The sequence below is a fragment of the Tunturibacter psychrotolerans genome (assembly GCF_040359615.1).
Lineage (GTDB): Bacteria > Acidobacteriota > Terriglobia > Terriglobales > Acidobacteriaceae > Edaphobacter > Edaphobacter psychrotolerans.
Genome location: NZ_CP132942.1, coordinates 454,861 through 473,775, shown reverse-complemented (window position 1 = coordinate 473,775; position 18,915 = coordinate 454,861). Strand labels below are relative to the sequence as shown.

Annotated in this window: 18 protein-coding genes and 1 pseudogene; 16 read left to right on the top strand and 3 right to left on the bottom strand. The window is 53.4% G+C overall.

From position 1 onward, the window contains the following. The first annotated feature begins 295 nt into the window (after positions 1-295). From RBB77_RS01750 to RBB77_RS01720, 7 genes are all read left to right on the top strand, one after another. Positions 296-511 (top strand): helix-turn-helix domain-containing protein, encoded by a 216-nt coding sequence (locus tag RBB77_RS01750; RefSeq protein ID WP_183974139.1) that lies wholly within the window; start codon positions 296-298, stop codon positions 509-511. Positions 512-1,602: 1,091 nt separating this feature from the next. Then, complete coding sequence (locus tag RBB77_RS01745; protein WP_353064464.1) at positions 1,603-2,373, top strand: metallophosphoesterase family protein; 771 nt, start codon at positions 1,603-1,605, stop codon at positions 2,371-2,373. Positions 2,374-2,689: 316 nt separating this feature from the next. After that, complete coding sequence (locus RBB77_RS01740) at positions 2,690-4,723, top strand: STAND family AAA ATPase (protein ID WP_353064463.1); 2,034 nt, start codon at positions 2,690-2,692, stop codon at positions 4,721-4,723. A gap of 258 nt (positions 4,724-4,981) precedes the next feature. Beyond that, positions 4,982-5,170, top strand: a complete 189-nt coding sequence (locus tag RBB77_RS01735) for a hypothetical protein (RefSeq protein WP_353064462.1) — start codon at positions 4,982-4,984, stop codon at positions 5,168-5,170. A 392-nt stretch (positions 5,171-5,562) separates the two neighbouring features. Further along, complete coding sequence (locus RBB77_RS01730; protein ID WP_353064461.1) at positions 5,563-6,219, top strand: hypothetical protein; 657 nt, start codon at positions 5,563-5,565, stop codon at positions 6,217-6,219. Between the two features lie 141 nt (positions 6,220-6,360). After that, positions 6,361-6,786: a hypothetical protein gene (locus RBB77_RS01725; protein WP_353064460.1), complete on the top strand. Its 426-nt coding sequence runs from the start codon at positions 6,361-6,363 to the stop codon at positions 6,784-6,786. 286 nt (positions 6,787-7,072) lie between these two features. Then, entirely contained in the window at positions 7,073-7,555 is a 483-nt protein-coding gene (locus RBB77_RS01720) for a hypothetical protein (protein ID WP_353064459.1), read from the top strand. Between the two features lie 42 nt (positions 7,556-7,597). Here RBB77_RS01720 and RBB77_RS01715 read toward each other — a convergent pair whose 3' ends face one another. Together RBB77_RS01715 and RBB77_RS01710 are read right to left on the bottom strand one after the other, a co-directional pair. Further along, complete coding sequence (locus RBB77_RS01715; RefSeq protein ID WP_353064458.1) at positions 7,598-8,203, bottom strand: DUF1643 domain-containing protein; 606 nt, start codon at positions 8,201-8,203, stop codon at positions 7,598-7,600. After that, complete coding sequence (locus tag RBB77_RS01710) at positions 8,203-8,361, bottom strand: hypothetical protein (RefSeq protein ID WP_353064457.1); 159 nt, start codon at positions 8,359-8,361, stop codon at positions 8,203-8,205. Before RBB77_RS01710 ends, RBB77_RS01715 begins: the two co-directional genes overlap by 1 nt. A 465-nt stretch (positions 8,362-8,826) precedes the next feature. On the opposite strand from RBB77_RS01710, the pseudogene RBB77_RS01705 reads away from it, so the two are divergent. Beyond that, positions 8,827-10,025 (top strand): annotated as a pseudogene (locus RBB77_RS01705) (alginate export family protein). 570 nt (positions 10,026-10,595) lie between these two features. On the opposite strand, the gene RBB77_RS01700 reads toward RBB77_RS01705, so the two are convergent. After that, positions 10,596-10,973: a DUF1360 domain-containing protein gene (locus tag RBB77_RS01700; RefSeq protein WP_353064456.1), complete on the bottom strand. Its 378-nt coding sequence runs from the start codon at positions 10,971-10,973 to the stop codon at positions 10,596-10,598. A gap of 309 nt (positions 10,974-11,282) precedes the next feature. On the opposite strand from RBB77_RS01700, the gene RBB77_RS01695 reads away from it, so the two are divergent. The 8 genes from RBB77_RS01695 to RBB77_RS01660 are packed head-to-tail and all read left to right on the top strand — an operon-like array spanning position 11,283 to position 18,913. Then, positions 11,283-11,885, top strand: a complete 603-nt coding sequence (locus RBB77_RS01695; protein WP_353064455.1) for a DUF4255 domain-containing protein — start codon at positions 11,283-11,285, stop codon at positions 11,883-11,885. 9 nt (positions 11,886-11,894) lie between these two features. Then, the gene (locus RBB77_RS01690; RefSeq protein ID WP_353064454.1) at positions 11,895-12,557 is read left to right on the top strand and encodes a hypothetical protein; all 663 of its coding nucleotides are present in this window, start codon (positions 11,895-11,897) and stop codon (positions 12,555-12,557) included. A gap of 34 nt (positions 12,558-12,591) precedes the next feature. Then, on the top strand, positions 12,592-15,111 hold the full coding sequence (locus tag RBB77_RS01685; RefSeq protein WP_353064453.1) for a phage tail sheath C-terminal domain-containing protein: 2,520 nt from the start codon (positions 12,592-12,594) through the stop codon (positions 15,109-15,111). A gap of 10 nt (positions 15,112-15,121) precedes the next feature. Further along, a complete protein-coding gene (locus RBB77_RS01680) occupies positions 15,122-15,565 on the top strand; it encodes a phage tail protein (RefSeq protein WP_353064452.1) in 444 nt (147 codons plus the stop codon). Positions 15,566-15,573: 8 nt separating this feature from the next. Continuing rightward, positions 15,574-17,505: a phage tail sheath C-terminal domain-containing protein gene (locus tag RBB77_RS01675; RefSeq protein WP_353064451.1), complete on the top strand. Its 1,932-nt coding sequence runs from the start codon at positions 15,574-15,576 to the stop codon at positions 17,503-17,505. 2 nt (positions 17,506-17,507) lie between these two features. Then, positions 17,508-17,999 (top strand): phage tail protein, encoded by a 492-nt coding sequence (locus tag RBB77_RS01670; RefSeq protein ID WP_353064450.1) that lies wholly within the window; start codon positions 17,508-17,510, stop codon positions 17,997-17,999. A gap of 18 nt (positions 18,000-18,017) precedes the next feature. Further along, positions 18,018-18,221, top strand: a complete 204-nt coding sequence (locus RBB77_RS01665; RefSeq protein WP_353064449.1) for a hypothetical protein — start codon at positions 18,018-18,020, stop codon at positions 18,219-18,221. A gap of 2 nt (positions 18,222-18,223) precedes the next feature. Beyond that, positions 18,224-18,913 (top strand): LysM peptidoglycan-binding domain-containing protein, encoded by a 690-nt coding sequence (locus tag RBB77_RS01660; protein WP_353064448.1) that lies wholly within the window; start codon positions 18,224-18,226, stop codon positions 18,911-18,913. The last annotated feature ends 2 nt before the right edge of the window (positions 18,914-18,915 follow it).

Here is an 18,915-nt window from a genome sequence, read left to right as displayed (position 1 = left end):
TGCTCACGCTCAAATCGTGATGGGCTGATTTCCATCGCGGAGCAATTCCAACCTTCGATCTGAACTGCGGAAAAAAGATTCCGGAACAACACGCCTGGAAATCAGATGCGAGCACTCGTTCACAATGATGCTTCGAAGATGATCTCTTTTCGTTATGAATCGAAGGCTCTCAACTCCGACGATGATCACCGCTCTCCAAAAGGCACTCCCTGCGGTGTTGTTATTCGAGGACCCCCAAAGGGAATGTGCACTATAGTGCACCCAAGGAGTAGAGCATACACGCGACTATCAGGTAATGTCCACCGATATTCGCGTGAAGTTCGGCGACCGCGTACGTCGCTTGCGCAAGAGCAAGGGCATAACACAACTCGAATTCGCGGAGTTGCTTGGGGTGGGACGCAGCTATCTCTCACAGGTAGAACGAGGTAAACGAGACCCAGGTTTAAGGTTGGTTAAGTCAATTGCGGATGGATTCAAGATTCCACTCGCCGATTTGCTGGGAAAACTTTGATTTGAAGTAAAGCACGGATAGGCAGGGTGTTGCCCTCACTCTGTTCATGCTTTAGCTCGAATTGGGTTGACGCTACAGCCTCCGACTCGGAGGCCCGTCTGCCTAGGTGGCCAATATGGAACTGTTCACAGAAGAGGCACTTGTACGCCACTATTTTTTCGCCGAGTCTATCTGAGGCCTTGGCTGCGACACGTTCAGCGTTTGCCAGAGTCCGATATGACTGTTTGCGCTTACAACTGCGTCTTTCATCTCGGCTGCAACGTGCGACATTTGGCTGCTTGCAGTTGCGTGCCATATAGCCCCACGCCAATCGTTTGCATTTCGCTAGAGCCCGCGCGGATGCCCATGAATTGATTGGTCCGCAAAAGCACGACATTTGGCGTCTATCCCGCTCAGGAATAGTAGTGGTCTCAATGAGTACGTCACAAATTCAATCCACGTTCGCACTTTCGGCAGACCTTGATTTGACAGCAGATACCCGACCTTGCGACCATGTTCTTCATCGGTGGCGTGGGGTAACTGCCTACTAGCTTCAAAATCGCCCCACACATCCTCTCGTTCTTGAGATGGCCTTGCCCCTATCAGCGGACGTCAGGAAATCTCTGGGAAAACCTGCGTGATCGAAGTCGGCAAATATCTCAGCCAAGCCCTTGAGCCCTGCGGGGAAACGGGAATTTGATCCTTCTGCGTGACTTGAGATTTGATTTTCTTGGACATTATTGATGCCCCCCGACCGAATACTGGCATGCACAGCATTTTCAGGTGTGTCAGCATATCACGCACTGGTGACTCGCGTGCGGGCGGTGACGCGACTGAATCAGCAGCGAACGGCTCCATGCCGAATACCCTCAAAAAACGTTGGGATGCCGGGCGAACATTGCGGGCCCTCGCAATGGCTGCATGACTAGCAACCCGAGGTTGCGGTTTCGTTTATGTATGAGCCACCCTCCTGAGACGGGCGTTCGCTCGGATGCTGTCTCTTCTGACGAGGACGATCTGGCCTAGGCGGTCCTAATAACTGGTCTATACAGAGCCGGATGTCGGGACTACGTTAAATAAACCTTCACAGAAGAGATCAGGGTACAGAATCAATGAAGATTGCGATCGTCCATATTAGTGACATCCATTTCAAAGGCAAAATGGACGTTGGTTTTAGACGTTTAGAAAAGCTATCAAACAGGATTTCGTTTTCTCGCTCTCCCGGCGAACAGCTCTTATTGGTTGTAACCGGGGACGTTGCTTTTTCTGGAAGCAAATCCGAGTATGACGTTGCGGCCGAGTTCTTTCGGACATTGCTGATAGGTCTAGCTCTCGATCCAGCTGCAAAACCGGCACCCATATTATTCATTCCTGGAAACCATGACTGTAATTTCCGAGAAGTTGGAGATCTGCGTCCAAAGCTATTGGATTCAATCCATGAAGAACTAGAAGCTCTAGACGTGGCCGGAGAGACTGTAAACAGTCTTTTAAGGGTGCAATCTGATTTCTTTGAGTTTGTCAAATCAGTAACGGGAGAGGTCATCCCTCCTGGCGAACAGTTGTTCTATACCCGAATGACCCCATTGGGCGAATCGAATATTGAATTCCGATGTTTCAATTCGGCTTGGTTGTCTCGAAAGAATGATATCCAAGGCGCTTTAGGACTTCCGGCAAGCGTGCTGAATGCCGCGAAAGCAAAAACTGACTGTGACCTTGTAATTTCTCTAATCCATCATCCTCAAAACTGGCTGAACACGGCTAGTTACCAGTCATTCAGAACCGTTGTTCAAGAGAATTCGGATTTCCTCTTCACTGGCCACGAACATATTCAACAAGGGCAGGTAGTGGCGTCATTTTCAGGTAGCCAATTAAGTTCACTTTGAGAACGGAGCATTTCAACCGCCTCAGAGCGGCGACAGCGAATTCGGAATACTTCACCTTGACCTCAGCGAGAAAACTTGGAGACGAGAAGAATTCAAATGGTCCGAAGGTTCCTATATCAAAATTGCTGATGAGGAACTGCATAGTTTAATCAGCACGCGAGACCGATCTTCTACGCTACAAATCTCGAACGGACTGTTGAAGAGGTTGGGTGATCCGGGAACTGGCTTCCTACATCCACGGCAACCACAACTAACTCTTTCGGATATCTACGTTTTTCCGAATCTCAAAACTCGCTCTCTTTCTCGCCGCCTACGCGTGACAGAAGATCTTCCCAAAGAGATTGCCAGTTTTGAGTTGCCTTCGACGATACTATCGGCGGAGAGGGTGGTGATTGCCGGCCCTTCAGACTGCGGCAAGACGGCACTTTCGAAGATCCTATTCGTTGAAGCGAACAAAAATCATGGAAAATTCTCGTTACTCGCGTGTGGAAAGAACTTCGTCGGCAACCACCCGGTTGAAGCCTTTAGAGAAGCGATAGATGAGGCCATCGACGAAGCTTATGAGCGGCGCAATCGCGGTCGCTATGCCGACTTAAATCGTAAAGAAAGGGTGCTACTTATTGATGACTGGGACGAAGTGCATTTCAACCGAGCCGGTCGATCTCTTATACTTCAGCACGCAACATCTCATTTTGGTTCCGTCATTCTTTTCGTTGACGACATTTTTCTCATTGAAGAACTATCCGGGCGGCATGAGCATAGGCCCTTAGATAACTTTCAGATTGCAGACATAAAAGAGTTTGGGTTTCGCTTGCGTGGTCAGATAGTTCGTAAATGGCATTCGCTGGGGAACACATTTGTCGAAACCGAGGAGACTTTCGCGAGAAACGTGGCTGACAGTACTCGCGTGATTGATACAGTTTTGGGGCGTAACCTGCTCCCAGCCTACCCGGTAAACATTCTCACTCTTCTTCAAACTTACGATGCATCTGCGGGCTCACAAAACTGCGGACTCGGATCGTATGGTCAGGTTTATGAAGCGCTGATCACAGCTAGGCTCGCAAACGTCAGCATAAAGTCAATTGATATTGGGACAAAAATCACATTTTTATCTCGTATCGCCTGGTTTCTCTTCAATGCGAGCAAACGCTATATCTCTACCGAAGAATGGCGGACTCTTGTCGCCTCATACTTCGAAGAGTACAAAATTCGCATAGATGGGCAGACGCTCCTGACATCACTAATGGAAGCGGGAATATTGGTGAGTGATGCTCTTGGATATCGCTTTGCATACGGGTATACCTACTGCTATTTCGTGGCCAAATACTTCCAGGAGAATCTTGCCGACTTAGATGAACACACAGGCCGGCCTAGATTATTTCACCAGTTGAAACGATTATCCGAAAGTGTTTATAAACAAGATAACGCAAGCATAGTCATCTTCTATTTGTTCTTAACGAAAGATCGCTTTTTGATTCAGCATGTAATTGCCAATGCCCGTCTCATTTTTGCGGAATTTCATGAATTTGACTTTGACTCACATCTGCACTTTGTGAACACGATCATTAAGCCTCTTCCTCCGGTTGATTTGCCTGGCACTTCTCTCGAAGAAAACCGACTTGCCTATGACAAAAGCCGCGACGATGCAGGGGAGCAAATAGAACCGGTTGGTGATCCTTTGGCAACCGATGTCATTTACAGCACCTCACTGCCGTTTGCAACAAAGCTGGTGATAGGTATTCGATACTTGACGCTAATGGGGCAAATATTACGGAATTTTCCAGGTAGCCTCAAAGCCGATATGAAGTTAGATCTCGCATTTGAGAGCTATTCCCTAGGATTACGAATACTGACAGCGGTTTTCAATTTGGCACAAGAGGGATCAGGAGAAATCATTAACGACATTTCCGAGATGTTGCGATCGAAGATGGCTTTTTCCGGAAATGATAAAGAAATTAGAGACCGTGCCGAGTTGATTCTCGCAGAATTACTCAGGGAGATCACTTATGGTTTGCTGAAGCGCGTCTCCCATGCGATCGGTCTCCGAGAACTGGAAGCGACCTACGAAGATGTTTCAGCGCTTAGGGACGACAGCCTCCCAAACCGACTGATACAGTTGTCGATTCGACTCGATCATTTTGAACGATTTCCCAAGAACGAGATTGAGAAATTAGCCAATGATCTCGAGAAGAATGTGTTCACTTATCAGACGTTGAGGGATCTAGTGTTAAATCATCTTTACCTGTTCCCAACCGAACATAGTCTGCAACAATGGTCGGGGCAGTTATTGAACTTTAAAGTCAATACCTCGCAGATTCTAGGCTCGTCAAGGAAAATGCTTAAGAGCTGAACATCCGTTCCACGTTGACGGGATTAGCCAAGCTTCTGGGGTGGTCTGCGTCACGGCTATGTGGTAGGCGGCTCGACGAGAACCTATCTGTGAGTTCTACTCTTTCACTGAAGGGGTTAGGACCGGCCTAGCCGAGCGCCACTTTGGAAACCTGCCAGAGACCCGGCCTCCGACACAAGATAGTGGCTTGTGGCCCGGCTGATCTCGCTTTGTTCGGATTTCTGCATGAGCCTAACAAGTATAGACCCGAGAGCAGCTATGCCTATCAAACATACGTTTTCGGCTTTGATCTATATGAATCTGCAGGGCTATCCAATATCTAACGAGCATGTCAAATACCGATCGGACTCTTCGTATCAGGGCGCAATCATGGGGTCGGCGCTCGAGGATGCTGTGATTGGAATCGCTTCAAGGGCGACATCGACCTCAGGAAGCCTGTGGATGTAGATGGTCTGCTCGACGAGCTGGCTGATCTCGGTATCGCCTTGTCTGGCGATGGCGATTGGCTCGGCCAGAGCGGGTGGTGACTTATTGCGACGGCGTTTTCGGATTGGGAACTCCTCCGCTTCAGAAGGAACAACGCCGGCCGCTGCTACAGCTGCTGGCTCAACACCGACTGTTTGACAACTACGGAAAGGCCTTTGCTGTCATTAATGCACGCTATCCGGATGGCTGTTTCACTTTCGCTCCCTTGTCATGCTTGAGTTGGTGGCCGAACCGATGCGCGAGCGCCGTTTCATTCAAGGCCTGTGATTGTTGGTACGGGAATTAATGAGACGCTTTGGGCTGCGCAGGTAGCAACGTCGAGGAAGCGAGACCGGCACCGCTGATATATTTTCATGATGCCTAAGAAAGCTGCTGAGACTCTTCCAAAATTCATAAATATTTCTTTCGACACACTGGATCTCACTCTGGAAAACAACCGGCGCGGCGAAGTCTCGGTTTCGACCGAAACAATGTCGAGCCCTATGTGGGAGCTGGTCTACTTCAATTTTATGTACTGTGCGGTGCATGCCAAGGATAAGAAGAAGGGGGGACCGAAAGTATCCTATTCTTTACTGCCTCCTCCGGTGTGGCTAGTCGGCATCGGAACGCTTATATGGCAGGGCATACTGCAGGGCGCCTCATGGGAATTCGTGAAGATCGCAATTGCGAAGGGGCTGGACAAACTTCGCGAAAAGGGACTGGTATCCGAGGGGAAGATCGGGGAGACTACCCTGAATGCTGGCTGGATTAAGTATTCATCGTCAGGCAAGAAGCAGTATGAGATGTATGTCTCCCTTAAAAAGACATTCAAAAAGCTTCCTGACAAGCACCCGGAAGCCTATGCGCGGTCGAAAGACCGAAAGGAATTTGGACAAATCATACGAGGCGAACTTGATAAGCCAGCCACAGTTGCCCAAATACCAAAGAAGAAAGCCGCGAAGAACGCAGGCGCAACACGAAGTCGCAGGCAACCGGCTGCACAAGCGAAGCGCGGAAGTTGGGTGGACTGAGTTCGCGTCGAGAGCGCAGCGCGTCTGCCAGACACGGATAAGGCAACAATCTGAAGGGTAAGCAAAAGACTTGCGCGCATACCTCGATATGCCTCTACAATTCGTGACTGTATATAGACACAATGATTGAGGGATCTGAGAATGGCTGAAAAAACGGTACTGGAAAAGGCTGCAGAGGCGGTAGGGTACGGAATCGCGATGGCAGAAGATGTGGCAGGCTCCGTCCAAACCGCAGTTGGCACGGCGATGACTACGGTTTCGGAGGTTCTAACGAAGTCACCGGCGAAGAAAGCCCCGGTCAAAAAGGCTGCCAAAAAAACACCCGTCAAGAAGGAAGCTACGGCTGTGACGAAGAAGGCGGTGAAGAAGCTATCTCCGAAAAAGGCCACGAAGAAAGCCGTTACAAAAAAGACTGTGAAAAAAGGTCCTGCGAAGGTTACGAAGAAATCTGCGGCCAAGAAGACACCGGCTAAAAAAGTTGCGAAAAAGGCGGTTGAGACAGTTCCGCATAAGAAGGCCGTGAAGAAATCCGTAAAGAAGCCTGCAAAGAAAGCTGGCCGGCGGTAATAACCAAGTTCCCTACCGAGGCACTGCGAAATGGCTAAGAAGGAACCCGAGAAAAAGGCCCTTAAAGCGATTGATAAAGCCGAAAAAAGGCCATGAAGCATGGTGTCAGCGGTGGTCTCGTAGACCAGACGGTCGCGGCTTCCATACACACCGCTACAGTGAAGGCAGCGCGGAAAGCGAATAATTCCGAAAAGGAAGTGGTCAAAGCTAAATCAGCCGACCTGCCAAAGACGATGAGGAAAGCTGCGAAAGTATTAAAGAAAGACGATGGTGGAAACTGATTGCGATGGACCCGATAACGCAAGGTGTTGCCGGTAACGCAATTTGGAATGCTTTGGCGGCTGTCGTTCGAGCCGTTCGTCCCCACAAGATCAAGATTATTTCGCCGAGACCTCAGGAGATGCTTGGCGGACGTGAGCCTTTGGGAGGTGGTTTTAGTTACGCGATCCGGGGAACACTGAAGAAACTCCCGAAAGGACACGAAATCTGGGTGCTCACGAGGGATGATTCGACCGGCTATGTTTGGCCGCAAGGGTTTTCTCCGGTCCAATACGATCCGGTAGAAGGCACATGGACGGGCCGTGTGAATGGCAGCGGTAAGGCCGAGGTCCGCATTATAGCTGTCGTTGCTCCGCCCACTTCGCAAGATTATTTCCGATATTTTCAAGAGCTTGGAAGACTGAGAGACTACAACTTCAAACCGCTGCCTTGCGTTCCAGCAGAGTGCCTCAATCTGGACTCGGTGCAGGCAAAGATTCCGAAGAGCTAAAATGCCATTACTGCGGCTTAGCTAAAGAGTTGATTCGCTCCCTCAGGGCATCCGTTTCAAGCGTCGATTCCATGAGCATGCGCACCACCTGCCCTGCTCCATTTTCCATGCATCGAATGCCGCCTGGATATCACGGTCTGCATACTTTCGGATGTCGATTGGAGACACGGCGGGGCGATGTCGTAACCGTGAGATGAGGCCCATTCTTCGAAGTGGGATCAGATGAGTGATGCGGGCATTGCGTACTACCGGATTAGAAGTTTGAGATTGAGGCTTGAAGAGAGTTGATCTGATAGAGCGGATGTTTTGGTGTTCCGTTCTACTCAAGGCCAACATGTGGCACTTAATGCCGGCACTGTCGCGGAGATGCTTAGCAACAGCTGATCCCCGCGCTCTCAAAGCCTTGCTGCCGGGTTGACCGAAAGCGAACACCACCAGTGACGCCGCGGTCGCCATGTCGAGCAGGTGTGCATCGTTATCTGGACCGATAGGGTTAGGGAGTTTCAGCAGCATCTTCTGATCGGTGGTTCGGTAGGCGAATATGTTCCCCACATGATAGCCGTCATAGCCCCACGACTCGGCATACTTGCGACATGTGAAGACTGTGGAATCATCAAACATCGGATCTGCTGTGCTGGGGTTCATCATCACAAAGAGGACCCGCTCCCCTGGACCCGATGTCCGGTGTAGCCGGTAGCGATATTCATCCTTTTGCCACCGAAGATGGCATGTCCCTTTACGTGTGGCGGCAGGGGGATGAACACTTTGCCGCCGGCCTTATGCTTGCTTCCGGACTTGCTCGTCATCGGAAACCTTGTCATTCACGATTACAACATGCCCGTGGATCTGGCGAACCGTTCCAGGCCTGCATCGTTCGGACTTCATGGCATAGCCGCGAAGTGAACCGCTTGCTCAGATCCGAAGCGGACGACAGAAGCAAGCAACCTTCTTGTACGAATGTCTTTGAATAGATATTTGGGATGAAGCCAAGGCAAGCTACCACTTGTTGTTGGTCAGGGCGGCATCGCATCGCAAGTGCGGTCGTCTGCCAGAAACATACACTTGATGCCAGCAAAGTTTGGGCGCGCAAACAGCTTCAGGTCAATCATTTTTATCTGCCGTTCTCTTCAGGGGAAACATGTAGCGTAGGGTGCTGTCCGTTCGCGAAAAGAATTGAGGTGGTCCGGGGTCCAACTCTGAGATTGTGAGTTTTGGAGGATGTTTGGCGCCGCGCAGACATCCCGCTCCGCAAGAACCTCGATGACTGGTACATGACCATAGGCGGCGAAGCCCGAGAGGTCTGGGAGCAGATCGGAAACGACAACTGGGGCCAATCTCCTTATTGGAACGGGTACCTCAATGAAAGGTACATGCCCTATTTCGATTTGCACTATGGCAGGCATGTCCGTACCTTCATCGAACTGAAGAGCGGATTAAATTCATTCCGTAGAGGCGGCCCGCGTCCCATCGATGAAAAGAAGCTCGACTTTCAGTCAGCGTTTCTGGAACTCAGTAGTTCGTCAAATTCGAAATCGATCGAGCTCCGAATCGGAAGGCATGAGCTTGAGTACGGCTCCGGGCGCTTGATTGATGTGCGGGAGGGTCCAAATGTCCGGTTGAGCTTCGATGGCTTTATGGTGAAGAGCAGAATCGACTCCTGGCAAGTGGATGGCTTTGCTCTGCGTCCGGACGAGGACAACCCTGGGTTCTTCGACAATGCACCGGAAAGTACGGTTAGTTTCTGGGGTGTGTATGCCATTCGGTCTTTGCCCCACAAAGCTTCCTTAGACCTGTACTACTTAGGCTTGGATCGGAAGGCGGCGACCTTCCAACGCGGCACAGCGCAGGAGGTGCGCCAATCGCTGGGCGCCAGGATATCTCGCCCGATAGCTACCGAGCGTCCAGGATGGGACTTTGACGATGAAGGCCTTTGGCAGTTTGGGACATTGGCTCGGCAAATATTCGGGCATGGACGATCGCGACTGAAACCGGCTACCGCTTTCCGACTGTGCCTTTAAAACCACGTTTCAGCGTGAAGGCTGATATCTCGAGCGGAGATCATCCAAACTCGAATACCCTCGGGACCTTCAATCCGTTATTTCCAAAAGGCAACTACTTTGGCGTCCTTGCCACAACGGGTCCCGGCCCCATCAACTTCATTGACGTTCATCCTCACATCGAAACGGCGCTTCCGCATAGCGTGTCTGTGTCGGTCGACTGGATTTTTCAGTGGAGACAGAGCCTTGAGGATGGCGTCTACGCTGTGCCGGGGTTCCTGATCAGGCCTGCCGATGGTAGTCGGGCACGATTCGTCGGACATAGGCCCGGCACTGAGATTCGATGGCAGGCGAATCGCCACCTCTGGTTTCAGGTGGATTATGGGATCTTTTATGCGGGCAGTTTCCTGAAGGAGACGCAACCTGGGCGCAACCTCAACTACTGGGCTCTGTGGACCGGCTACAAGTTTTAGTCTGACGAGCAGAGGTGTTGATTTATGTGGAAAGCGCTATCGTGAAGCCAGTATCCCGTATCGCTGAAGAATTCCATCTGGTATCCAATAGCTCTGACTCCAGTAAAATATCGATGTGAATTCAGCTTGAAATCGGCTCTCCAGTACGAAATAGCGTTGTACGCGCCAGCCAGATAAGGGGTGACGAAGGTGTCAAAGTCTCTTACCATGGCACCCGCGCCGTCTTAGCGACGAGATTTTGTCATCCTGGATTCTTAGGATTGCGACCGGGAATAACGTGTCCGTTAGAAGCCAGGTGGTCGTAAAACCGGCTTCTCATAGTCGCGAATCACGACCAAGCTCCTAGAAGCTCGCGAAGTTTCTGTGCATGCCTACCTAATCGCTCGCAGACTCGGCACGCGGGCCAGCGCGGCAGCGTCTCTCGGGTCCACAGCGATAGGGGCGCCATTGGCGACGAAGCGATACGCCACAGACGAAGTGGGCCCGGTGACCGTGAGGCCGGTCTTGCCAAAATAGCGGAAGTAGATGCTTTGCGCCGCGGCAGGCGGAGGCGGAGCGCCCCCTGCCGGTTTAAGTTTTTGTGTTGAGATTGATCCCTGAAGCTGAGCTCTCGTCTTTCCGCAACATGACATGGTCGTCGCCTCCGTGCTCAAAATAGATGGGTGGATCAGGGCCTTTTGAATCCAATTTGTCAAGCAGTATGGCTCCCGCGGAAAAAGCCAGCCAAAGCAAAAACCGCTCCTTGAGCGCTTCTCCAAGCAAATATGCAAAAGGGAACGCGACCCAGAGGCTTAAACAGTAAAAGCAATCAAGCAGGCTGCCCCAGAAGCCGCTACCGGCTTTCCGGCGGATTGCGACCGTCATGTTCCAGGGGCCATCCTCCGCTGAAAGCAGATGTGTAATTCGCCAGACGCCGAGTATGCCAAGCGTTAGCCAGTAGAATCGCATGATCCTTCCAGCCCTTCCGTCGGTGAATCGTACCGCAACTGAGACGAATCCGCTCAATGTTTTTTGGACAGCGTGACAATGCCTTCTCTGGTGTCACAACGCTTTGCTTCAACAGTCGCAATGCTTTGAATGGCATACCGCAGATAGAACGCCGAAGTGTCACATCATGACTGTCACTCTGTTACACCGGGGAGCCCGCCCTTATGCCGCGTGTACGCCCAAAAACTGGGCCCTGGTTACATTCCGGCGGCTTTCCGTTATGGCAGCGAACGTGCAAAAGACCGTGCCGAGAGCAGGAACATAGCGGGAATGAGCGACTACAAGATCTTAGCCGAGGTCGGCCAGTCATTGATCAACGTCTTATGGCAGCAGATCCAGGCTGATCCAGACCTCGTCGCGTTGATTAGTAGCTCAAGCCTTATCTCACTCGAGTCTCCGGCGGAGCATCAGGAAAACTCGAGTGATCCCACCCTGTTGTCCGTCTACCTCTATCGAATCGTCGAGGATCCATACCTCAAGAACCGCGCGCACGTGGAGGGTACCGGGGGCCGCATCCGAAAGCCGCCAATGTCGATTGACCTGTACTACCTTGTCACTCCGCTGCTGAAGGCGCCCCGCGATCAGCAAATTGTACTGGGAAAAGTACTGCAGATTCTCTACGACCGACCGACATTGCAAGGTTCTGACCTCACAGGCACCCTTGCCACCACTGGAGAAGTCGTGCGCGTGGTCTTCAATACCGTTCCGCTGCAGGAAGTCTCGTGGGTGTGGCAGGCGCTTGAAACGCCCTACCGGCTTTCTGTCACATACACAGTTCGCGTGGCCTTGCTCGATTCCAATGAAGAGCAGTTCCAACAGAGAGTGCTGTCAACTACCAACACGTACGCAGAGAAAGCATCAGCAGGTGTGTAGGAGCAGGTTATGCCGTTTCCCACCGTCCAGGGCGAATCGATCGAAGTCACGCTACAGTTTGCCATGCTGTTGCGCGACGGAGTTACAAACTCCAACCAACTGGTAGGAGATGTTACGGTTTCGTCCGGATCCATCCTGGGGAAACAGAAAGACTCCACCGGTGCCTTTCTGTTTCTCGCCCCCGACCTCAAGCCCGGACCGCAGTCTTTTGTAGTGAAAAGCAAACTCGATACACCATATTACCTTGCTGTCCAAATTCCGGTAACAGTGCCCATGCCTTCGCCGCTCTGGCCGGCCTTTCCAGACGTTACTTTGGCCAACCGGAACCTACCTCTAGGCGATCCCGGGCAAACCGCTGCCTACAAAACACAGCGTCAGCTTGCCACACTGCTGCCCACGACCGCGTATCCGTTTCCTGCGGGTTCCACGTTGATTCGTGGAGCTGTCATGCACGGCGGTCTTCCGCTCGCAGGCGCGTTGGTGCAGGAAACACCGGGTAGCGATCCGGCTTACACCACTGGCCCCGATGGACAGTTCGTTATTTTCTTAGCCAACCCGCCCGGGCTTCCACAAGCAGTGACGCTAACCGCAACCTATCCCGCACTGCCGGCGGGCACTGCAACTGTCACTGTGATTCGAGGACTGACAGTTTCAGCAACGATCAACATGTGAGCGCAGCAGCGAACACCTAGCGAAGGAGATCAGCATGCCGGAATACCTTTATCCAGGCGTATACGTCGAAGAGATCGATACCGGAAACAAGCCGATTGAGGGCGTCTCTACAAGCACCGCCGGTTTCCTGGGCATCGCTGAACGCGGTGCAATTACCCCGACCCTGCTGACCAGCTTTGGAGACTACCAGCGGGCCTACGGAGGTTATGTCAAGGACGCTCTTGGCGACCACTATCTCGCGTACGCGGTCGAGGGTTTTTTTCAAAATGGAGGGCTGCGGTGCTTTGTGCAAAGAGTCTTCCATCAGGATTTGGTAACCCCGGCTAACTCCGCCCTATCTGCCTCAGCAACAGTAGGCGGAATTACCATCAGCGCCAACGGTCCGGGAGCTTGGGGAAACACTGTCGCTTACCAGATCAGCAATGCGGGCCTGGCCGACCCGACACTCTTTAAGCTAACCGTGCTCTATTGGACCGGAACCCCGTCTCCGGATCTGGTATCAAACCCGACGATCGCCGAAGTCTACGACAACCTGTCTTCGGTTCCCACAAGCAGCACCTTTTACGACGGGGCCATCAATAATGTCTCGAACCTTATCAGCGTCGCCCAGACGGCTCCAGGAAGACCACCGAACAACCCCGTTTCTGCCACCGGCACAGATCCCAACGTCCAGGTGAGCAGCCAGACCACGACTCCGCTCACCCAACTACCGGCCGGCGCGACTCTGATCATCACTGCAGGACAATCTAAGGCCTCCTTTATCCAGAACACGGATCCCACAAAGGGTCCGACGATCATCACCGTAACCGACCTTATCAACAACATCAACCTCGATACAACGGTGGGCGCGAAGGCTTCGCTCAACCGCGCCGGAAATCTGACCATAGTGGACCCCCTGGGTCGCGGCAGCCTTGGGTTAACGGGCACTCTTCTTATGGTTTCTCTGGGAACTTTCTCTCCTACGAATGGTGGCTCCAATCTAAACTTGTTAGTTGGCTCCACTACCGCTTTGACGGGCAACTCTGCCCTGCCGGACGGTGGCACACTGGTGCTCACAGCCGGTGCCGCGACAGTTACCTTTAAGGTGAATGCCAGTGCTGGCCCGATCAAGAGCGTCTCGGATCTTATAAAGGCAATCAATGCCGATGCGGTAGTCGGCGCCAAGGCTTCTCTCGACGCCAGCGGTCGGCTGAACATTCAGGATCCGCAATTACGCAACAACCTTGCCGCCACCGGCACGCTTGCCGTGGCAGGGACAACGCTGGGCGGCTTTTCGGCCGCCGCTGCCACCCTGAACAATGCCGGCACTCCGATCCTGCTTCAAGGAGGCGGTGACGGGCTTAATCCAAACCTTCTCGTCGGTGCCGTTGGCGGTCTAACGGCGCCAACACCGTTGCCTGACACGGAAACTCTCGTGCTCACCGCGGGAGCAGCCACCGTGACCTTTACTGTGAGCGCCGCGGCCGGTCCTATCAAACTCCTGGGGGACCTGATCGCTGCTATAAGCACCGATGTCGTGGTCGGGGCCCAGGCATCGCTCGATGGGGCAGGACGCCTCAACCTTTCAGACCCTCTTATGCGTGGGAACCTAACTGTAACCGGTACACTTACAATAGTCGTGCCCCCACTCAAGGCCCCAGTACTTGGTGCTTTTAGCAAAGCGACGGCTCAACTGGTACCTGAAGACTTCCAGGGCACTGACGAGGATCCGACACAAAAGACGGGTCTGACTGCCTTGGCGGACGTGGACGAGATTGCTATAGTCTGCTGCCCAGATGAGTATTACTTTGGGCCGGCCAATACCACCATCGCGGGTATGTTGCAGTCGCAATGCGAATCGCTCAAGAACCGTTTCGCCATTCTCGAGTCTCCCGTATCCGCTGGACAGCCGGAGAATAACAATCCTTCGGTCAACTCAGAGTACGCGGCCTATTACTATCCCTGGCTTTACGTTGCTAATCCTAATACCGGCGTGCAGTTGCTGGTTCCACCTTGCGGCCACATGGCAGGGATCTACGCGCGTAGCGACACGAATGTCGGAGTGCAGAAGGATCCGGCGAACGAAGTGATTAACGGCATCGTCAAGTTGCAATTGCAAACCAACAATCAGCAGCAGGCGATTCTGAATGTCAAAGGTGTGAATGTTCTCCGCTATTTCACGGGCGCCGGGAACTTGGTTTGGGGTGGGCGCACCACAAGCACCGATCCCGACTGGCAGTACATAAACGTTCGCCGCATCTTCATTTTCGTGGAATCGTCCATTCAACGAGGCACACAGTGGGTGGTATTTGATATCAACTCCGACCCTACCTGGAGGCGAGTGGTACGCAGTGTCAGCGACTTTCTCACCGGTCTGTGGCGAGACGGTGTACTGCAAGGCGCAACGAAAGACCAAGCCTTTTTTGTGAGATGCGACAACACCACGATGACCCAGGCAGATATTGACGCCGGGCGCTTGATCTGTATCATCGGCATCGCTCCAGTGAAGCCTGCCGAGTTTGTCATTTTCCGTATCGGCCAATGGTACGGCGGTTCTGACATAACGGAACAATAGGAGAGAAGTCATGGCATCAGGAGCCCGTAACGATCCTTACGGTCAATTCAACTTTTTGATCGAGATTGATGGCGTCACCCGAGCCGGTTTCAGTGAAGTAAGCGGACTGACCTCAGACACTAACGTCATCGAATACCGAGAAGGTGATGAAGTTACAACTGTGCGCAAACTCAAAGGGCTCGATAAATACATCAATATTGTTCTTAAGCGCGGTTACACACAAGACACCTCTCTGTGGACCTGGCGACAGACAGTGCTCGATGGCACTCCACAGCGAACTACCGGCACCATCACCTTGCTTGACGAGGCGCGAAAACCTGTGTTGAGTTGGAATTTCACCCAAGGCTGGCCGGCGAAGCTTGAGGGCCCCGCGATGAATGGCAAGACCAGTGAAGTAGCCATTGAGACGCTTGAAATTGTCCACGAGGGGTTGGAACTCGTGGTCGTATCGTAGCCGGAGGCTTGACCATTACCACCTACCTCACTCCCGGTGTTTACCGCACTCCACAGGTCGCGCCGCAACCAGTGTTGCAGTTGGTGCGCACCGACATCGCTGGGTTTGTTGGCTTTGCCCAGCGTGGACCGCTGCCGGAAGATTTCCCCCCGGCTACGTTCGACGGCTCGCAAGCGGTGGTAAATATCAGCAGTTGGAAACAATTCCTGACCACCTTCGGGAGCTTTCAGGAATATGGCTATCTTGCCTATGCGGTGAGAGCGTTTTTCGCCAACGGCGGAAAAGACTGCTTCGTCGCCCGCGTCGCCACGACGATCTCGGCGGATCCAACGCAAAATGCTGCTCGTGCTTTTTTCAGCCTGCCCTCTGGCGCGCCGTTGCCAATCGGCACGGTGAGCAAGGTGGTTAATCCGTTTGTGTGTGTCCTGGCCGCAACTGTTGCTCCGGCTGTGGGCGATCTACTGTCCATTAGCGGCGGTGGTATCACCCAACTGGTCCATGTCGCTGCTTTGTTGGGCAGTGGACAGATCCTGCTGGCCGCTAGCCTGCAAAATAGTATCGCCGTTGGCGCGGCGGTCTCCCGTTTCCCAGGGGCGTGCAGGATCTGCGCTGCCAGCCGCGGCAAGTGGGGCAACACGCTCCGTATTCAGATCTCGCCGCCACAAGGAGCCACCTTCGCGCTCCGCGTCTATGTGGACAACGGCCCGCAGGGCTCTCCGACCGAGGATGAGTATTACCGCAACCTCACTCTCACAGATCCAGGCAGTTACAATTACGCGCCAGCAATACTGCAACAACAATCGAACCTAATCCGGCTCGAGGTGTTGGGGACGGCGGCGCCGATCCAACTCAGCGCGGCGGAGCCATTGTCCGCCGGAACGTTCTACCTCCAGGGCGGGCGCGACGGTCTCGCGGCGATTACCTTGAATGACTTCAGCGGCGGCCCCAGTGACTTACGCGGCTTGCAACTGCTCGAGCATGTCGAGCAGATCGGGATTGTCGCTATTCCCGACGCTGTATTCGAAACTCCTCAGGTGCTGCACTTGTCCCCGTCGCCGGCCGATGAATGCCTCCCGCCCGTTTCGTCTCCTGTCAGTGCGGTTGCCTCCGATCCGACTGCTGTGGCCACTCCGCTCAGTGCGCAAGACAGCCTTCAACTGCAGCGACTCATGATTGACCAATGTGCCCGGCTCCGCTACCGTGTGGCTCTCATCGATCCGCCAGACATGTTGCAGATCGGCGCAGTACAGACCTGGCCGCTGGCAAATGGATTTGTAGGCTCCCCGTCTTCGCGTTTTGCGGCCATTTATTACCCTTGGCTGGCTTCGCCCGATGCTTTGCAACTCGACGGCCCAACCAGAAACATTCCCCCATCCGGTTACATCGCCGGCGCCTATGCGCAGACTGACCTCGCCTACGGCGTGCAGCGTCCCCCGGCCAACGTGGAACTGCAGTTTGTTGTGGATGTCGAGCAGGCCATTTCTGACCTCCAGCAGCAAGGCCTCAACCTGAACAACATCAATGCCATCCGCACCTTTCCCGGTCGCGGTATCCGCGTCTGGGGTGCCCGCTCCCTAGCTCCTGCCAGCGATGACAATTGGCGCTTCATTCACGTGCGCCGACTAATGTCCGCGATTGAAGAGACGGTTGAGCGTTCCAGTCGATGGGTTGTGTTTCAGAGTAACGATGATGCCTTGCGCAGCTCCTTAACCCATTCCCTGACCGTGCTGCTCACCGGCATCTGGTCGAAGGGGGGTCTCCAGGGCGCCAAGCCGGCAGACGCTTTCTACGTGAAGTGTGATACGACCAATAATCCGCAGACCGCCATCGATCAGGGCCAGCTGATCTGCCAGATTGGCATCGCCATCGCGGCGCCCATGGAGTTTCTCGTATTTGAAATCCGCCAGGATGCTTCCGGCGCGCAGGTTGTGGAGAGCTGATCATGGGCAGTAATCCATTACGCATCGATCCTGTCGGCAGCTTCAATTTTTACGTGACGCTGATCGACAACTCCAGCGTGGATGCGACATTGATTACGGGATCGATCGACTACAGCATCCCCGGTTTTTCAGAATGCACGGGCCTCGACGCATCCGTCGAAATCATGGACTACCGCGAGGGCGGTGTAAACGACTACGTGCATCGCTTCGCCACCCGTGCCACCTACTCGAATCTGATCTTGAAGCACGGCGTTATCTCTCTCGATGACGATCTTTGGAGCTGGCATTACGACTGGGTGCAAGGGCTTGGTACGCGCAAGGATGGACTGGTCGTGTTGCTCGACAGCACCCAGGCAGCGGCGAAGATCTGGAGGTTTAAGCGAGGCATTCCCACCAAGTGGGTGGGGCCCACGCTCAATGCCACACAAAGTACCGTCGCTATCGAATCGCTCGAAATTTCTCACGAAGGACTTGACATGGAGCTCGGTGCATAAGACCGGCGGAAAGGCATCATGCAAGACATTCACATCAACGAAGTACATACAGAAATAGAGATCACCGAGAGTGTGGGAACGCTAGGTCCGGCAGAGGTGAAAAAACTAGTAGGCCTGGTGATGGCCCAGTTAAAAGCTCAGAATCACCACGATGACCTGCGCCGGCGCGACGACCGGCTTGAGAATAGCGCGTACGTATCCGACCTGATTGATGGACGCTGACCATGCCGCTTGAGAAACTGACCATCCTGCCGGAGAATAGCGGCCCCATCCAGGCGCTGTTCAACCCGGAACACTATACCGTCAGCAAAAGTCTGCAACTCGCGGAGGTAGTGATTCCAGGCCTCGACGCGCCGGTGGTCCAGTATGTGCGCGGGCAAAACGAAAAGGTCACCATGGAGCTGTTTTTTGACACCACCGATTTTGGCATGGTCGACCCAGTTGTTGACGTCCGCAGCCTGACTGGCCAGATTTATCAGTTGCTCAAGATCGACGGTAACCTGCACGCCCCCCCAAGGGTCCAGTTAGCCTGGGGAACCGGAGGGAAGCTCACGAGTTACGGAGCGAGTATCTCTCCCTGGCTGTTGCTGGAAAGCATAAGTGAAGAGTTCAGCCTGTTCAGCCCGCAAGGCGTGCCGCTTCGTGCCAAGTTGAATGTCAGCTTCCGCGAAGCTTGGACCATCGCTCAGCAGCTGCAGGTAACCCCACGGCATTCGAGTGATCGCACCACCCTCCATCAGGTAGTGCGGGGAGAGACACTGGCGCAGATTTCGTATCAGCAGTACAAAGACCCCACGCAATGGCGCCTGATTGCTGACGCCAACTCATTGGCCAACCCCCGGCTGCTCACCCCAGGACAAACCTTGACTATTCCGCCGTATCCGTCTTCGACCACTACTACGGGAGGGCAATAGCT

Excerpts from the sequence above, each read along its gene's own strand:
- RBB77_RS01715 (WP_353064458.1), bottom strand. The coding sequence starts at position 8,203 with ATGATGAACCCCAGCACAGCAGATCCGATGTTTGATGATTCCACAGTC.
- RBB77_RS01730 (WP_353064461.1), top strand. The coding sequence starts at position 5,563 with ATGATGCCTAAGAAAGCTGCTGAGACTCTTCCAAAATTCATAAATATT.
- RBB77_RS01735 (WP_353064462.1), top strand. The coding sequence starts at position 4,982 with ATGCCTATCAAACATACGTTTTCGGCTTTGATCTATATGAATCTGCAG.
- RBB77_RS01695 (WP_353064455.1), top strand. The coding sequence starts at position 11,283 with ATGAGCGACTACAAGATCTTAGCCGAGGTCGGCCAGTCATTGATCAAC.
- RBB77_RS01745 (WP_353064464.1), top strand. The coding sequence starts at position 1,603 with ATGAAGATTGCGATCGTCCATATTAGTGACATCCATTTCAAAGGCAAA.
- RBB77_RS01710 (WP_353064457.1), bottom strand. The coding sequence starts at position 8,361 with ATGACGAGCAAGTCCGGAAGCAAGCATAAGGCCGGCGGCAAAGTGTTC.
- RBB77_RS01680 (WP_353064452.1), top strand. The coding sequence starts at position 15,122 with ATGGCATCAGGAGCCCGTAACGATCCTTACGGTCAATTCAACTTTTTG.
- RBB77_RS01725 (WP_353064460.1), top strand. The coding sequence starts at position 6,361 with ATGGCTGAAAAAACGGTACTGGAAAAGGCTGCAGAGGCGGTAGGGTAC.
- RBB77_RS01685 (WP_353064453.1), top strand. The coding sequence starts at position 12,592 with ATGCCGGAATACCTTTATCCAGGCGTATACGTCGAAGAGATCGATACC.
- RBB77_RS01700 (WP_353064456.1), bottom strand. The coding sequence starts at position 10,973 with ATGCGATTCTACTGGCTAACGCTTGGCATACTCGGCGTCTGGCGAATT.
- RBB77_RS01660 (WP_353064448.1), top strand. The coding sequence starts at position 18,224 with ATGCCGCTTGAGAAACTGACCATCCTGCCGGAGAATAGCGGCCCCATC.
- RBB77_RS01665 (WP_353064449.1), top strand. The coding sequence starts at position 18,018 with ATGCAAGACATTCACATCAACGAAGTACATACAGAAATAGAGATCACC.
- RBB77_RS01690 (WP_353064454.1), top strand. The coding sequence starts at position 11,895 with ATGCCGTTTCCCACCGTCCAGGGCGAATCGATCGAAGTCACGCTACAG.
- RBB77_RS01720 (WP_353064459.1), top strand. The coding sequence starts at position 7,073 with ATGGACCCGATAACGCAAGGTGTTGCCGGTAACGCAATTTGGAATGCT.
- RBB77_RS01750 (WP_183974139.1), top strand. The coding sequence starts at position 296 with ATGTCCACCGATATTCGCGTGAAGTTCGGCGACCGCGTACGTCGCTTG.
- RBB77_RS01670 (WP_353064450.1), top strand. The coding sequence starts at position 17,508 with ATGGGCAGTAATCCATTACGCATCGATCCTGTCGGCAGCTTCAATTTT.